This window comes from Terriglobia bacterium, assembly GCA_020072815.1.
GTDB lineage: Bacteria > Acidobacteriota > Terriglobia > Terriglobales > Acidobacteriaceae > Angelobacter.
The window spans coordinates 51,195-67,034 of record JAIQGE010000018.1 but is presented as its reverse complement, the minus strand read 5'-3'; the positions used below and the strand labels follow the sequence as shown (position 1 = coordinate 67,034).

General features: G+C 59.5%; 11 protein-coding genes and 1 tRNA gene. 5 read left to right on the top strand and 7 right to left on the bottom strand.

Translation table 11 applies throughout. The features are described from left to right. Positions 1-152 precede the first annotated feature (152 nt). The gene (locus LAO20_19340; GenBank protein MBZ5533589.1) at positions 153-503 is read right to left on the bottom strand and encodes a hypothetical protein; all 351 of its coding nucleotides are present in this window, start codon (positions 501-503) and stop codon (positions 153-155) included. A gap of 140 nt (positions 504-643) precedes the next feature. Here LAO20_19340 and LAO20_19335 point away from each other — a divergent pair. Beyond that, a tRNA-Arg gene (locus LAO20_19335) sits at positions 644-720 on the top strand. A gap of 49 nt (positions 721-769) precedes the next feature. On the opposite strand, the gene LAO20_19330 is transcribed toward LAO20_19335, so the two are convergent. Next, the gene (locus LAO20_19330) at positions 770-2,077 is read right to left on the bottom strand and encodes an alpha/beta hydrolase (protein MBZ5533588.1); all 1,308 of its coding nucleotides are present in this window, start codon (positions 2,075-2,077) and stop codon (positions 770-772) included. Between the two features lie 211 nt (positions 2,078-2,288). Here LAO20_19330 and LAO20_19325 point away from each other — a divergent pair, with 211 nt between their 5' ends. The 4 genes from LAO20_19325 to LAO20_19310 are packed head-to-tail and all read left to right on the top strand — an operon-like array spanning position 2,289 to position 8,728. Then, entirely contained in the window at positions 2,289-2,912 is a 624-nt protein-coding gene (locus LAO20_19325) for a TetR/AcrR family transcriptional regulator (GenBank protein MBZ5533587.1), read from the top strand. Between the two features lie 19 nt (positions 2,913-2,931). Next, entirely contained in the window at positions 2,932-4,140 is a 1,209-nt protein-coding gene (locus LAO20_19320) for an efflux RND transporter periplasmic adaptor subunit (GenBank protein ID MBZ5533586.1), read from the top strand. Positions 4,141-4,158: 18 nt separating this feature from the next. Continuing rightward, positions 4,159-7,323 carry a multidrug efflux RND transporter permease subunit gene (locus LAO20_19315; GenBank protein MBZ5533585.1) on the top strand — a complete coding sequence of 1,055 codons (3,165 nt, stop codon included), beginning with the start codon at positions 4,159-4,161 and terminating at the stop codon, positions 7,321-7,323. A 7-nt stretch (positions 7,324-7,330) separates the two neighbouring features. Then, positions 7,331-8,728 (top strand): efflux transporter outer membrane subunit, encoded by a 1,398-nt coding sequence (locus LAO20_19310; protein MBZ5533584.1) that lies wholly within the window; start codon positions 7,331-7,333, stop codon positions 8,726-8,728. Between the two features lie 82 nt (positions 8,729-8,810). Here the strand turns inward: LAO20_19310 and LAO20_19305 are convergent, their stop codons facing one another. The 5 genes from LAO20_19305 to LAO20_19285 are packed head-to-tail and all read right to left on the bottom strand — an operon-like array spanning position 8,811 to position 15,192. Then, the gene (locus tag LAO20_19305) at positions 8,811-10,211 is read right to left on the bottom strand and encodes an FAD-binding oxidoreductase (protein MBZ5533583.1); all 1,401 of its coding nucleotides are present in this window, start codon (positions 10,209-10,211) and stop codon (positions 8,811-8,813) included. After that, entirely contained in the window at positions 10,208-11,650 is a 1,443-nt protein-coding gene (locus LAO20_19300) for an amino acid permease (GenBank protein ID MBZ5533582.1), read from the bottom strand. Before LAO20_19300 ends, LAO20_19305 begins: the two co-directional genes overlap by 4 nt. After that, positions 11,647-12,891 (bottom strand): cysteine desulfurase-like protein, encoded by a 1,245-nt coding sequence (locus LAO20_19295; protein MBZ5533581.1) that lies wholly within the window; start codon positions 12,889-12,891, stop codon positions 11,647-11,649. The genes LAO20_19300 and LAO20_19295 overlap by 4 nt, the downstream gene beginning before the upstream one ends. 49 nt (positions 12,892-12,940) lie before the next feature. Then, the gene (locus LAO20_19290) at positions 12,941-13,681 is read right to left on the bottom strand and encodes a nucleotidyltransferase family protein (protein MBZ5533580.1); all 741 of its coding nucleotides are present in this window, start codon (positions 13,679-13,681) and stop codon (positions 12,941-12,943) included. Next, positions 13,678-15,192: a phosphotransferase gene (locus tag LAO20_19285; protein MBZ5533579.1), complete on the bottom strand. Its 1,515-nt coding sequence runs from the start codon at positions 15,190-15,192 to the stop codon at positions 13,678-13,680. Before LAO20_19285 ends, LAO20_19290 begins: the two co-directional genes overlap by 4 nt. Positions 15,193-15,840: the final 648 nt, after the last annotated feature.

Sequence of the window (15,840 nt, the reverse complement as noted above, 5' to 3'; positions counted from 1 at the left end):
ATCATCCGGTTCTGGCAGTTCGCGTTCATGAGTGAAGAAATCTTACTGAGCGAAATCAGTGGCTGTCAAACGACAGTTCACGACTTTTTGTCCGGCGTTTCGCGACCAGTCTTTCATCGCCTAGGCCTTCGTTGTCGAACTCTAGCCGATGGTCAGTGCCGGTCTTCAGTCTGCCTGAGAATGACTCCATAACTCTTCCCGCCCAGATTGAATCCCTGCTCCACCCGCCCGGTAACGGTCACTTTCACGCCGTTGCCGGGGACGCCAAAGTTCTGGCTCAATACCCAGATGCTCCCGGTTCCGTCGTCGACTCTAAAAATTCCGTTGCCCATGGCGCCAAAGGAATCGGACGCGGTGCCCGCAACCGTGATGTCTTTCCCCGCGAATTTTGCGGGATCACTGGTGATGTCGGCGATGCTGGTGTGCATGCGGCAGCCCGCCAGCCACAGCATCATTGCCGCCAATGCCGCTGCCACCACGATTCTTTGGCTTGTCTTGAGCACTTGAAGGCCTCCTCGAATGTCCGGCACCAGCATAGCAGAGGAGAAACCGCATAAATCACTGGGCGCCCGCCGAGGACCCCAACCTGGTGCGCAAAACACCAGCATGTTATAAAATCAATGAAGTCCCGCTACACCCGAGCGCGCCCTTAGCTCAGCTGGATAGAGCGTCTGACTACGAATCAGAAGGCCGGGAGTTCGAATCTCTCAGGGCGCGCCATGAAATTTCATCTCAAATCCCCGGCGATGCGCCGCATTTCTGCTCGCCGTTACGGCAAGCTGCCGAGGAAAGCGTTCATGTCGCGCAGCACGTCCGCCTCGTTGGACCGGAAGACGTAATGGTTCGCGTTCGGCAGGCGAACTACGCGTGCCGTGGGTACGCCCTTCTCGAAGGCCTTGGCCTGTGCCCCGGTGCTGATCGTGTCTCTGGCTTCCGCCGCCGCGCGCGCGGCAGCGTCGTTGCCGGCGGCCGGCACACCGGAGTGCGGCACGGCATAGATTGCCAGGGCCGGCACGCGGATTTCCGTGTACTTCTGCTCGCCTGCAATGATCGCCTTGGCCGGCGCCGGCGCCGGCGCCTCAACCTGACGCGCGTTGGCGGGCTCCACTTCCAGATCTTTCAACTCCTCTTGCAGGTCCTTTTCCAGCCGGGGCAGGCTTTGCAGCACGTCTTGGATCAACTTCTTGGGATCAGCCTGCGCTCTCCCCGGCCGCAGTTGCTCCAGTTTTTTTTGCAGCTCAAGGGAGTCAATATTGAAATCTCCGAGCGCTGGATCGTAGAACGCGTACGGGTAGGCGGCATCCAGGTAAACCAGGCCCGCGATCTTTTCCGGATGCCGTGTTCCCACGGAGCTCAACTCTTCCCCGGCGATGGAGTGCCCCACCAGCACCGGCCGGTTGATCTTGAGCGCGTCCAGCACGGCGAGCACGTCGTCGCCGAGACGGTCGGCCGAGTAGCCGGAGTCGGGGACGCTGGAAGCGCCAAATCCGCGCCGCGTGATGCCGTAAACGTGGTGCGCGCGGGTAAATTTGGGGGCGAAGGTATCAAACACGTGGGCGGTGTTGCCCAGACCTGCTAGAAAGACCAAGGGCCGTCCGGAGCCGCCCCAGTCGAGCACCTCTAGTTTGACGTTGCTGTCCACGCTCACAAATTGCGCGGTGTGCGACGACGAATCGCGCTGCCAGGCCGTCTCTTTGGTTGCGCGACGCAGTTCCAGCGGGAGCGGCAAACGCTGAGTCCACGTCCCGGTGACCGTCTGTGCGTCCGCGCTGAGCTTGCCTTCATAGGCGCCGTGCACCAGCTCAACACTGAACTTCAAGATCGAATCTTTCAGCGTCACCGAAGTGATGGGGATGCCATCGGGGCCTTGATCAATGCTGTACAGCATGGCCGTCCAGCCGCCACTCGTCCCCTTTTCGATGTGCACGATGATCCGGAGATCCAGACCCGCCTTGAGGGTTCCCTGCCAGTCGCCCGCGATGTCCTGCGCATACAGAGGAGTGCTCCCCATCAGCGCAGCCAGCAGAATCAAGGTTGAGCACGCAATACGGACACGCTTGCGCCGCCATATTTGCATCGAGCGTCCCCTCTCCCGCGCATGATCGTGGTGCTGAGATTACACCACGAGTATACAGATCAGTGCGTGATGGTCAGGTCAGCTTGATGCTGGCGCTCTGAATGCCGCTGGTGCCAACCGCGGTCAGCGTCGCAGATGTTTCGCGTTTGCCCCCGCGCGCACATTCGCCAGATTGACCGGGCAGTCATAACTTTGTACTATTAGGTCATTCATGCCGGACCTCGCCCAACTCGCCAAGTCGAAGAAGCAAGTCGTCTGGGAATTTCGCCAAGCTGAAATCATCACTGCTGCCCGGAAAGTCTTCGCGGAAAAGGGCTACATCTCAGCCACGGTGGACGAGATTGCCGCCCGCGCGGGCTTGGCCAAGGGCACCATTTATCTGTACTTCGAGTCCAAAGAACATATTTACAACGCGGTGATGACCAACGACCTGGAAACTTTGCGCCGGTTGACGCTGGAAAAGATCGCCGCCGCGGGGACGGCGCTGGAAAAAATTTCAGCCTACATCAACGCCCGCTTTGACTATTGCGAAGAACGCCGGGATTTTTTTCGCATCATGTACATCGAGCCCTCGGGATCTCCGGTGCTCAGCAAAGCCAAGGCGCGCGAGTGGCTGCGCGAACCGGTGCGCGCGCTGACGGTGGCGATTGAAGATGCAATTGCCCGCAACCAGATCCGGCCCGTCCCTGCGGAGATTCTGGCGTGGACCGTCGCCGATCTGACCACAGGCGCCTTGCAGCGCCGCTTGGCCACCACGCCGGCCACCACGGCCCGCGAGGACATTGATTTTCTGCTTCATTTTATTAATGCCGCGTTGCGTCCGACGGCAAGTTGAGAAAAGAAAGGACTTTGTGATGTCGCTGCGAGTTTCTGCATTCAATACTGGACTTGCGGGTTCCCCGCGGGCGAATTCCAGACAGAGCACTTCCCTGCTGAGTCGCACGCGGACGCGAGGCGCCCTCTGCATTCTTCTCGCATTGTCGCTGCTGGCGCTCGGCGGATGCGGAGGAGTGAAAGCCAATGCGCCCGCCTCGAAACCACCTGACGTGGAAGTGGCCAATGTTCGGCAGCAAGACGTGCCCATCGTCAGCGAATGGACGGCCACTCTGGATGGCTACGTGAACGCGCAGATCCAACCCAGGGTCGCCGGCTATCTCATCAAGCAGAATTACAAGGAAGGTTCGTACGTCCACAAAGGGCAAGTGCTTTTTGAGATTGATCCGCGGCCTTTTGTGGCGATCCTGAACCAGATGAAAGGGCAACTGGCGCAGGCGGAGGCGGCGTTGGGCAAAGCCCAGCAGGACGTGAAGCGCGACCGGCCGCTGGCGGAAGCCAAAGCGATTGCTCAGAGCCAGTTCGACAATGACATTCAAGCCGAGCTTGGCGCCAGGGCCGCGGTGGAGACGGCACGGGCCGCAGTGGAGCAGGCAGATCTCAACGTGGGATTCACCAAAGTGACGTCCCTCATTGACGGAATTGCGGGCATCGCGCAGACGCAGATCGGCAACCTGGTAAGCAACACCACGGTGCTGACTTCGGTTTCGCAGGTGAACCCCATCAAGGCCTATTTTTCCATCAGCGAGCAGCAATACATGGTGTCACAGGGCGGCGGCAAAAGCGGCCCGCAGAAGGATGCATGGAAGGGCGTAAAGCTGAAACTGGTTCTCTCCGACGGTAGCACTTATCTGCACGAAGGGTCTTTTCTTCTGGCTGACCGGCAAGTGGACGCCAACACCGGGACCATCCGCGTGGTGGGCTCGTTTCCCAACCCCAACAACCTGCTTCGTCCCGGGCAGTTCGGCCGCGTGCTGGCGGCAATGGGCACCCGGAAGGCCGCTTTGCTGGTCCCGCAGCGTGCCGTCACCGAGTTGCAGGGCAGCTATCAACTCGCCGTAGTGGGCAGCGACAACAAAGTGAACCTGCGTCCGGTGAAGGTCGGGCCCAGCTTCGGCAAGATGTGGATCATTGAAAGCGGCCTTAACCCGGGCGAACGCGTCGTGGTGGAAGGTCTGCAAAAAGTAAAAGAAGGCACCGTAGTAACACCCAAAGCAGCGAACCTGTAAGAGAGGGGCAGGCAGCAGATGGCCAAGTTTTTCGTCAACCGTCCGATTGTGGCCATGGTGATATCCATTATCACCGTGCTGGCTGGACTGGTCTCCATGGGAAAGCTGCCGCTGGCGCAGTTCCCGCAGATCGTTCCGCCCCAAATCATCGTCGGCACCGTATTCACCGGAGGCGACGCCGCCACCATCGAGCAATCGGTGGCCACGCCGATGGAGCAGCAACTGAACGGCGTGGACAACATGCTCTACATGCAGTCCACCAACGCCAATGACGGCTCGCTGCAAGAAACCGTGACCTTTGACGTGGAGAGCGACCCCAACGTTGACCAGGTGAACGTGCAAAATCGCCTGGCGCAAGCGCAGCCCAATCTTCCGCCTGACGTAAACCAGTTCGGCGTGACCCTGCGCAAGTCCACCGGCTTCCCCATGATGCTGGTGGCGCTGTATTCGCCCAAAGGCACGTACAACTCTCTGTTCCTGGCCAATTACGCCAACATCAACATCAATGACGCGCTCTATCGCATACCCGGAGTGGGTGAAGTCCGGGTCTTTGGCGCGGGCGATTACGCCATGCGCATATGGATCAAACCGGACGTCCTGGCCAAACTGGGGCTGACTGTCCCGGACATCACCAAGGCCGTGCAGCAGCAGAACAACGTGAACCCCGCGGGCCAGGTGGGCGCGGAGCCTGCGCCGGCGGGCAACGAAATGACCTACACCGTCCGCGCGCAAGGCCGGCTGATTACCGCCGACCAGTTCGGCCAGATTGTGGTGCGCTCCAACTCTGATGGATCGCTGGTGCGCTTGAAAGACGTTGCCCGAATCGAACTGGGCGCTGTGAACTACCAGCAGGTAGCACGCATGAACGGCAAGCCGACCTGCATCATCGTGGTGTTCCAGGCGCCGGGATCCAACGCCATCGCCGTTGCTGACGGCGTGCAGCAGGTCATGTCCGGGATGAAGCAACGCTTCCCCGCCGACCTTGATTATGTCACTTCGCTGGACACTACGCGGCCGGTGCGCGAAGGCATCAGGGAAATCGTTTTCACTTTGTCTGAAGCCATGGTGCTGGTGATCTTTGTCGTTTACCTGTTTCTGCAGAACTGGCGGGCGACCTTGATTCCCATGATCGCCGTTCCGGTTTCGCTGATCGGGACGTTTGCGTTCTTTCCGTTCCTGGCTTTTTCCATCAACACGCTGTCTCTCTTCGGCCTGGTGCTGGCCATTGGATTGGTGGTGGACGACGCCATTGTCGTAGTGGAAGCCGTGGAACACCACATTGAAGAAGGCATGAATCCCCGCGAGGCGACGCTGCAGGCGATGAAAGAAGTGTCGGGCCCGGTCATCGGCATCGCACTCATCTTGTCTTCAGTGTTTGTGCCCATCGCTTTCATGAGCGGGATTCAGGGCCGGCTGAACCGCCAGTTTGCCGTAACCATCGCCATTTCGGTGTTGATCTCGGCTTTCAATGCGTTGACGCTTTCGCCGGCGTTGTCCGCCATGCTGCTGCGCCCCAGAAAGAAATCAACCGGGCCTTTGGCGCGCTTCTTTGGGCTCTTCAACCGGTACTTTGAAAAAGGCGTGAAAACCTATGGCAGCTTGAGCCATGGCCTGATTCGCAAGGCGGTGGTCGGCATCTTGATCCTCGTTGGATTTGTGCTGATTGACGGCCTCGTCGGCCGCAAGCTGCCTACCAGCTTTCTTCCCGAAGAGGATTACGGCTTCTTCCTGCTGAATGCCCAGCTTCCTCCCGCGGCGTCTCTGGCGCGCACCGACCAGGTGTGCCAGAAGATTGAAAAGATCCTGGCCGAGAGCGATGGGGTGCAGTACGTGAGCCGTGTGGCGGGGTTCAGTCTGCTGACGCGCGTGTCATCTTCTTATAATGGCTTCTTTTTCGTGGGCCTCAAGCCATGGGACGACCGCCGCTCCGGCGGGCTTGACGCTCGCCACATTCTGGACAAGCTCAACAGGCGTCTGGCTTCTGAAGTACCCGAGGCCAACGCGTTCGGGTTCATGCCACCGGCCATTCCCGGACTCGGCAGCGCGGGCGGTTTCTCCTTCTGGCTGCAGGACCGCAGCGGCGGATCGGCCGAGTATCTCAACCAGAACCTCCAGAAATTTCTTGGGGCGGCGCGCAAGCGGCCGGAGTTGAGCGGCGTCAATGCTTCCTTCTCGACCAATATCCCGCAGATCTACGCCGACGTGGACCGCGATAAGGTGCTGAAGCAAGGTGTTGCCGTGGGCGACGTCTATCAAACCCTGCAGGCGTATCTCGGCGGTCTGTTTGTAAACCAGTTCAATCGCTTCGGGCGGCAGTGGAAGGTGTTTGTGGAGGCCGAAGGTGAGGACCGTGCCAACACGGCCAAAATCGGCCAGTACTACGTGCGCAGCAGCAAAGGCGGCATGGTGCCGCTGTCGTCGGTGGTCACCATCCAGCCCACGGCCGGCCCGGAATACACCAACCGCTTCAATCTTTATCGCGCCGCGCAAGTGCTGGGCAGCGCTGCGCCCGGTTACAGCTCCGGCCAAGCCATGGACGCGCTGGAACAGGTAGCCAAAGAAACTCTTCCCGCCGATATGGGGTACGACTGGGGCGATCTCTCTTACCAGGAAAGAAAAGCTTCCGGCGCGGCCGGACCGATTTTCGCGCTCTCCATGTTGCTGGTGTTCCTGATTCTGGCCGCGCTGTACGAAAGCTGGGCGCTGCCTTTCTCGGTTCTGTTGTCGGTTCCCGTGGCGGTCTTCGGGGCGTTTCTTGGATTACAGCTTCGCCACTTCGATCTTGACGTGTACGCGCAGATCGGACTGATCATGCTGATCGGTCTTTCCGCCAAGAACGCTATCCTGATCGTGGAGTTCGCCAAGATGGAGCATGAAAAAGGCCGCGATCTGGTGGAAGCCGCTATCGCCGGGGCCAAGCTTCGCTTGCGTCCCATTCTCATGACCTCATTCGCGTTCATCCTGGGCTGCGTGCCGTTGTGGTTCGCGTCCGGCTCGGGCGCGGCGGGACGGCGCATTCTGGGCACCGTGGTGATCACCGGAATGCTGGCCGCGACTACGATCGCTATTTTTATCATCCCCATGTTGTTTGTGGTGGTGGAAAAGATTGCGGCGCGATTGCGCCGCACCTCGCGCACCACTTCAACCATGCCTCATCCCTCTCCGACCGGGGCTGATGACTAGGAACGAAATGAAGAGAATTGCCGTCGTCGCACTTTTGTCCTTCGCCATTGCCGGTTGCACGGTGGGGCCGCGTTACAAACGCCCGGCGGTTGATGTTCCCGTCGCGCACCGGGGGATTGAGCAGGAGAATCCCGCGAAGGCGGAAACTGCGTCACTCGCGGACCAGAAATGGGCAGAGCTTTTTCAGGACCCGCAGTTGCAACAACTGATACGGACCGCCATCGCTCAGAACTACGACGTGCGCATCGCGGCGACGCGCATTCTTCAAGCGCAAGCGCAGCTGGGGATTACCCGATCGAACCAGTTTCCCGAGGTAGTTGCCGAAGCAGGCAGCAAAGTTCAGCGCAACGCGGCACAGCCCGCCCAACCGTCGGCGACCAACGGCAGTGCGACCTCCTTGAGCGTGGCAGCGGCCTGGGAGCTTGATTTCTGGGGCAAGTTCCGGCGCGCCACCGAAGCTGCGCGGGCCAACATGCTGGCCAGCGAGTGGGCGCGGCGGCAGGTGATCAGCACGCTGGTCAGCAACGTGGCCACTGCGTATTTTCAGCTGCGGGAACTCGATCTTGAACTGGAAATCTCACAGCGCACGCTGGTTTCGCGGCGGGACTCGGTCAAACTGACGCAGTTGCTCGCCGACCACGGCGCCACGTCCATGCTGGACGTGCGACAGGCGGAGCAGCTTGTCTACACCGCCGCCGAACAAGTGCCTGACCTGCAACGGCGCATTGCGCAGCAGGAGAATTTCCTGAGCACGTTGCTGGGGCAGAATCCCGGCACAATCCAGCGAGGGCTGAAGTTGACGGAGCAACCGCACGCGCCCCAGGTCCCCGCCGGATTGCCGTCCTCGCTCCTGGAACGCCGGCCGGACATCCGCCAGGCGGAGCAGCGGTTGGTAGCTTTCAACGCGCAGATCGGCGTCGCCAAAGCCGCTTACTTTCCGCAAATTTCGCTGACCGGAGACGGCGGCTACCAGAGTCCTGCACTCTCCAGCCTGTTCAGCGGCGCAGCGGGTTTCTTCAGTCTGGGAGCTGGCTTGGTGCAACCTATCTTTATCGCCGGACGGCTCCGCTCCGGCGTGAAACTTGCAGAGGCGCAGAAGGAAGAAGCGTTGCTGGAGTACCGGCAGACCATTCAGCAGGCGTTTCGCGATGTTTCTGATTCGCTGATCGCGTACCAAAAGAACCAGGAATTCCGGCGACAGCAGGAACTACTGACCCGTGCGGCGGAAGATGCCGCGCGTCTTTCCGATATCCGCTACAAAGGCGGGACGGCCAGCTATCTGGAAGTGCTGACCAGCCAGACGAACTACTTCTCTGCCGAGCTCAATCTGGCCCAGGCGCAATTGAACGAACTGAATTCGTTTGTCCAGCTCTACCGGTCTCTCGGTGGCGGATGGGAGCAGTAAGGCGCATGGCTGTAAATGCGAACCGGCGCTAACTCTCTTTATCAATGAAGCGTGTTTCGAGTGAGCACAGTGCACCTCAGCGTCAGCTCTTCTCCGCGACTTTCCGCGGCGGAACATTCTGATTCAGCCGGAAGAAGTTGTTGGGGTCGTAGTGCGATTTGACCGCGACCATGCGGTCCCAGCGCTCGTGATAAGCCTCAGGCACGCGGTCCTGCTCGTCGCCACTCATGAAATTTACGTAAACGCCCGGCTTCATTGCCGGCCGGAGTTGCTGGAACAATCCGCGGACCCAGGAAATATGCGCAGCGTCATCGGACGCGTCCTGCCAGTTCGCCAGCACGGTCATCACGAACGGCGCGCTGCGATCACCGAACGCAGTCTCTTGCGCGCCGACCTGCGCCGCAGCGCCGCCCAGATAAGCAAGCTCAATCATGGTTTCAGGCGAAGGAATCGAGGCGACGGCGGCCACCAGGAGATCAATACTGTTGTCGTCAAGATAAGTGAAGTAACCGGATTTCGTGTAATAGCGCCGGCCATGCGGGAAATCGGCATCCGCCATGGTCTGCAGATCCAGGAAAGACACAGCCTTGCTGCTCACGGAATCCTTGCTGCACAGGGAAAGTGCGCGTTGCAAATACTTGCGCCCAGCTTCGGGCTCGCCGGACCAGATCAAAGAATTGCTGGCGACGGGCCGTCCGCGAAGCTGCGCAGGCACCTTGTTTGTTTGCGTCGCTAGACGAAGGTTGATGTTCCACTTTAAGTCGAACGGGGCCTCGGCCATGAAATCGCGCCAGTCTTCCAGCAGCGGACGAATGCCGGCTTCGGGGGTCAGTCCTTCAGCCAGCACCACTGACGTGAGGGGATGCAGCTTCACTTCAAACTCTGTCACCACACCGAAGTTCCCGCCGCCTCCACGCAGCGCCCAGAACAAGTCTGCATTCTCTTTTGCATTCGCGCGAACGATGGAACTATCTGCAGTCACCAGAGTGAATCCTTCAACGTTATCGCATGACAATCCGAATCGCCGGGTGAGCCAGCCCGTCCCTCCGCCCAGAACCAGTCCAGCAGCGCCGGTATGAGAGACCACGCCGGAGGGAAACACCAGTCCTGCTTTTTGTGTTGCGACATCAACCGATCCCAGCAGACAGCCGCCGGTGAAGCGCGCCCGACGCGCTTCGGGATCAACCGTAACCTGGCGCAACTTCGCCAGGTCAATGACCAAGCCGTCTTCGCACGTGCTGAAGCCGGCAAGGCTGTGACCGCCGCAACGGACGGCGGTAAGAATTCCGACGTCAGACGCGGCCCGGATCGCGCTTTGCACATCGCTGGCGTCTACACAACGGGCTATCAAACCTGGCGTGCGATGAAACATGCCGTTCCAAATGAGACGCGCGTCGTCGTAACCGCTGTCGGCGGGACGCAGCAAGACACCTTTGAATTTCCGGCGAAGCGAAGAGTAGAGTTCTTCGCTGGCTTCGATCATCTCGCGTTCCCCGCGCGCCGGCTGCGTAGGTATGAAAGCGAGATGATCGCGAGGAAAACCAAAAACTGCGGTACGGACCATTGCATGCCGTCAACAAAAAAAGTTGTAGCGGCGATAGCGAGGAGCAACAAAATTCCGAGAACGGTGAAGAATGGATGGGCACGCAGACGCATCGGCAAATTTGATAGACGTTCAGGGCTGAGCGCCTTGCGAAAACGCAAATGTGTGTTGAGAATCACCAGCCAGACAAAAAGCATTCCCGCCACGGCGACCCCATAGAGAATAAGGAATGCGTTTTTAGGCGCTTTGAGCGCAAGCACGATAGCCATGATGATTCCCGCGGTTGAAGCCAGCAGCGCGCGATGCGGTACTCCGTTGCTGCTTACCTTGCCCATCTTCATCCATGCCGGGGCATAGCCCTCGCGGCCAAGAGAGAAAAGCATGCGCGTCGCCAAATAAAGGTTGGTGTTCACGCTGGAGAGGGCGGCCGTGAGCACCACAAAGTTCATAATGGCGGCAGCAAAGGGTATGCGCGCCGCGGCAAACGCGGTCACAAATGGACTGCCGGAAAGGGCGGACGACCCGCCGGTCTGGTTCCAGGGGACCATCGTCACCATGATGGCAATCGCCAGGACGTAGAACCCAATGAGCCGGTAAACAATGTTCCGCATGGCGCGCGGAATCGTAACTTCCGGACGCTCGGCTTCGCCCGCGGTGACCGCGATGATTTCCACGCCCATATAACTGGTGACGGTGATGGTGAGCGAGAGCCAAACCCCCTTCCATCCATTCGGCAAGAACCCGCCGTGCTGCGTCAAATTGGCCAGGCCAAGCGCATGGCGTCCTTGGCCAACGCCAAAACCAAAAATCAACGCCAGCCCTACGATGATGAAAGCCAGGATGGCCGCCACTTTGATCATGGCAAACCAGTATTCAAACTCACCCAGGCGGTTCACCTGCATGGCATTGAGCGCCACCAGGGCGGCTGAAACCAACACCACCCAGATCCATTGCGGCACATGCGGGAACCAAAAAGAAATGTAGATGCCGGCGGCGGTGACCTCGGCGCCAATGGCAATGATCTGCGCGACGCCGTAGGTGGCGCGGACGGAGAACCCCGCCCAGGGATTGAGGTATTTCTCCGCGTAAACTCCGAATGCGCCGGCCACCGGATGGACAACCGCCATCTCCGTCAGCGCATAGGACATGATCAGCGCGATGCCTGCGCCCAGAATGTAAGAGAGAATGACGGCGGGCCCGGCGAGGCGAATAGTGACGCTGCTTCCCAGAAACAAACCAACGCCGATGGCGCCGCCAATGGCCATCATGGCGAGCTGCCGTTGGCCCAGCCGGCGGTGGAGGCCTTCGGGTTCGGTCGCCGGAAGTGGCTCAACAAGTCCGGCAGCGGCGATGGGTTGGGAGCGCTCGGGATCGGTCATGATTTGCCAACACGTCCGCGATTGATTTGGTCCAGCGCGCTGCCGAATCTGCGCACCTCTTCCAGCGTGTTGTAGTGCACCAGCGACGCTCTGACTGCGCCACTCTCTTTGGTAAGCCCCAAGCGCTTCATCAGCCGCGGCGAATACATGTGGCCATCGCGCACGCCGATATTCTGCAACGCCAGCTTTTCAGTGACTTTGTCCGGTGAAATGCCGGGAAGATTAAAGCACAGCGTCGGCGTCCGGTACGATATCCGGTCATTCGCGGTAACGCCATACACGGTCGCCTTCACACTCGCCAGCGCGTCCAGCATGGCACGCGAGAGTTGCGCCTCGTAGTCGCGGATGGCCTCAGTGCAAGCGACCAGCGCGGCGCGCCGGGAAGTTGCGGCGGGGTTGATGAGGCGTCCAAGATCTTCCAGGTAGCGCACCGCGGCATCCATGCCGGCGACGTTTTCATAGATGTACGTGCCAATCTCCAGCTTGGCGGGAGTGGTGTCAGGCACAAAATCTTCACGGAAGGTGGGCAGAGCATTGAGCGTTTCGCGGCGTCCCCAAAGAAATCCCATGTGGGGAGAAAAGATCTTATAACCGGAGCACACCAGGTAATCGCAATCGAAGGCTTGAACATCCATGGTCCCGTGCGGGCCATAATGCACGGCGTCCACGAAAACTTCGGCTCCGGCAGCATGAGCGCAGTTGGAGACCTCAGCAATATTAAGGATGGACCCAATAGCGTTCGAAGCCAGCGTGCAAGCCACGATGCGCGTTCGCGGCGAGAGCAACTGCTCCAGGTCTTCAGGATGCAAGCGGCCATCATCTCTGAAATGCCACCATAGGATCTTGGCGCCTTCGCGCTCTAGTGCCAGCCAGACGGCGATGTTGGCTTCGTGGTCAAGGTCGGTCACGATGACTTCACGGCGATCTGTCAGAGACTGACCAATGGCGATGCTGATGAGCCGCATGAACGAGGTGGCGTTCATACCGAAGGAAATTTCGTCGGGATGGCGGGCGTTCACCAGCAGAGCGACGCTGGCGCGGGCCTGCGCGATGGCTTCGTCCACCTCCCGCGACTGCCGGTAGCGGCCGCCCCGTTGAACATTGCGATGCAGAAGATGATTGGCCACGGCGTTGAGTACGGTCTGGGGTGACTGCGCGCCCGCCGCATTATCAAAGAAGATGAAGTCTTCTTGCAGCGCGGGGAACGCAGCGCGAACCTGGTCTATGGGGAACTCTGCCATGGTGGAGATAATATACCGCGCGCGTGCCAGGAGTACGCTCGCGCCTGGTTCATAGAAGTTTTTGCTTCATTTCCTGTTCGGCCAGCGCCACATTCTCTGGTCTGCCCAGATCGCGCCAATAATATTCGTCCGCGCGAAACGCGACGACCTTTTCTCCCTGGCCTGCCATACGCAAATACGCGGGAATGATGGAGAACGCGCCTCGCTCGTCCATCATGGACAGAAGACGCGGAGAGATCACGTGGATGCCGGTGAACGCCAGCGCTTGCGGATTCGCCGCAGCCCGAATCATTTCGGGTTCCTGGTCGCGGCCCGCTCGGCGGCCACAGAGTCCAAGCTCATCGAAGAGCAAGTAACGCGAGGTCTCGCGTTCCTGGACGGCCAGCGTCGCCAACGCCCGTTGCTGCGCGTGAAATTCCGCCAGACGCACTAGGTCAATGGTGCTGACGACATCCACGTTGTGCACGATGAAGGGCGCGTCGCTTCCGCGGGGACCTTCGATGAAAAACCAAGCGGCTTTCTTCAAGCCGCCGCCGGTATCGAGCAGGTCGTCTTCGCGGGAGATTTCAATCCGCATGCCAAAGTCATGATGGGCTTTGAGGTACTCGATGACCATGTCAGCAAAGTGATGCACGTTGATGATCACTTCGCGAATCCTGGAGTCGCGCAGGCGGGAGAGAGTGATGTCCAGCAGCGTGCGGCCGCCGACTTCCACCAGCGCCTTGGGACGCTGGTCGGTGAGCGGCCGCAACCGCGTACCCAGCCCGGCGGCGAGAATCATGGCTTTCATCGGCCTGGCTTCCCCAGTTCCGGCTTTTCAAATTCCAGCTTCTCCAGTTGAACATGACGCACCACGGCTTTTACGCCCTGCCGGCAGCGCAAACGCTGCGCCAATTGTTCCGCCAGGTACACCGAGCGATGTTGCCCGCCGGTGCACCCGAACGACACCGTCAGACTCTTGAAGCCGCGATGCTGGTACTCGGTCACGCTGGCATCCACCAGGGACATCACGTTGTCCAGAAACTGATCCACGCTCTGCTGTTGGCTGAGATAGTCAATGACTGGCGCGTCTTTGCCGGTAAGGGCTTTGAAGCGCTCTTCCCTTCCGGGATTGGGAAGACTGCGAGCGTCAAAGACGAATCCACCGCCATGCCCGGTTTCGTCCTTTGGCGGACCACCCTGGTGAAAAGAGAAACTGGAAATCCGCACGACGAGATCTTCCGTTTCGCGGCGTAGGCCCGGCGTTTTCTGCAAAGCAGCAGGGCTGACAGGTTCTGTTTTTGCGGCCAGCTCCTGTAATTGTTCCGATGCCACAATGCTTTCGAACGCGGCCATCAGCGCGGGCAGGGCGACGGGGAGTTCCACGTGGTCCAGCAGCCAGCGCAGGTTTTTCAGGGCGTAGGGTACGCTCTGCAGAAAATGCGACTTGCGCTCAAAGAAGCCACGAAAGCCATACGCGCCCAGCGCCTGCATGATGCGGACGTACACGTAGCCATAGTAGGGCCGCATGAAAGCTTCGCGATCTATCGCGATGAAACCAGCAACCTCGCTCAGATAGTGATCGAGTAGTTGCTGACGCAACTGGGGCGGAAGGTCCGCCTTGGCGTCATAGAGCAGAGACGCGACGTCATATTGCAGCGCGCCCTTGCGTCCGCCCTGATAGTCCAGGAAAAACGGCTTCCCTTCCCGAAGCATCACGTTGCGTGATTGGAAATCCCGATAGAGAAAGTAATCGCCTCTTGCGCTCAGCAACAGCTCGGTCAGCCTGGCAAAATCGTCTTCCAGGGCCTGCTCGTTGAAAGGGATTCCGGCGAGCTTAAGAAAGTGATACTTGAAATAATTCAAATCCCAGGCAATGGACTGGGCGTCAAAGCTGCCACGCGGATAACACACCTGGTAGTTCAGTTCACGGCCGGCTTCGATCTGAAAGCGCGGCAACGCGGAAAGGACCTTGCGGTATGCTTCCACCGCGGCGGGAGCGACGATATCGCCCGCGCGGTTCTTCGAGAGAAATTCAAACAGCGTGGTGTCACCCAGGTCCTCTTCCAGATACGCGCCCTGGCTCAAATCTTCGGCGTAGATTTCCGGCACCGGCAAGCCCAGCCGCCGAAAATGCCTGGAGAATTCGATGAAAGCAACGTTCTCTTCGCGCACGCCATACAGAATGCCGACCGCGCTCACGTCTCCGCTGGCTAGGCGGATGATGTTGCGTCCGGAGCCTCCCAATTGGCCCTGCAGCGGCTGCACCTGCCCGACCGGCAAGTGGAAATGCTGCTCAAAAAGCTCTTTGAGAACGTTGATAGACATGGTCTCCCGGGGTCGAACGCCGCGCAATCATCGCCATCACAAAGATAACATCCAACCCCACGTCCAACGGCCAAATTGGGTCTAGGTCACGCACGCCGGGAGCTGGCCTTGGCGAAAGTTGGGTCCTTGAAGATAAAGAAAGAGGCTGGCGGGGCACATCGCCAGCCTCTTCGGAGGAACCGCGCGTGCGCGCAGTTCAAGCGGGAATCGTGGCACCCTGCCGGGTCCGGTACGCGAGGTGATGCCCAGAGAGGAGCCTGGCCGCCCTCGCTCTTTCCGAACCCCAGTTGCGGCTGCGACGCTTTGGGGGAGGATAGGACCTTCTTGCCAAACCGTGCCGTACCGCGTTGTGCCGCATTCCCCTGGCCCTTGCAGGCTAATGCCTACAGGGCAAAAAACCTCGCCGCAGAACATTAACGATAGCGATGATCGTTGACGTTGATGCCGAGGTGTTTAGCTCTTTGCCAGAACGGAAGAACTCCAGCCCCCTGCACAAACGCAAGAAGGCGCGAGTTCTCTCTAAGAGACTTGCCGCACTCTACGTTAAGGGGTCAAGCTTAAGAGAGCATTAGGGGCTCATTAAGAATTCTCATTTCAGGCGCACAAAGGTGGTATTGAACCTCTCCGTGGGGCAAGAGAGGT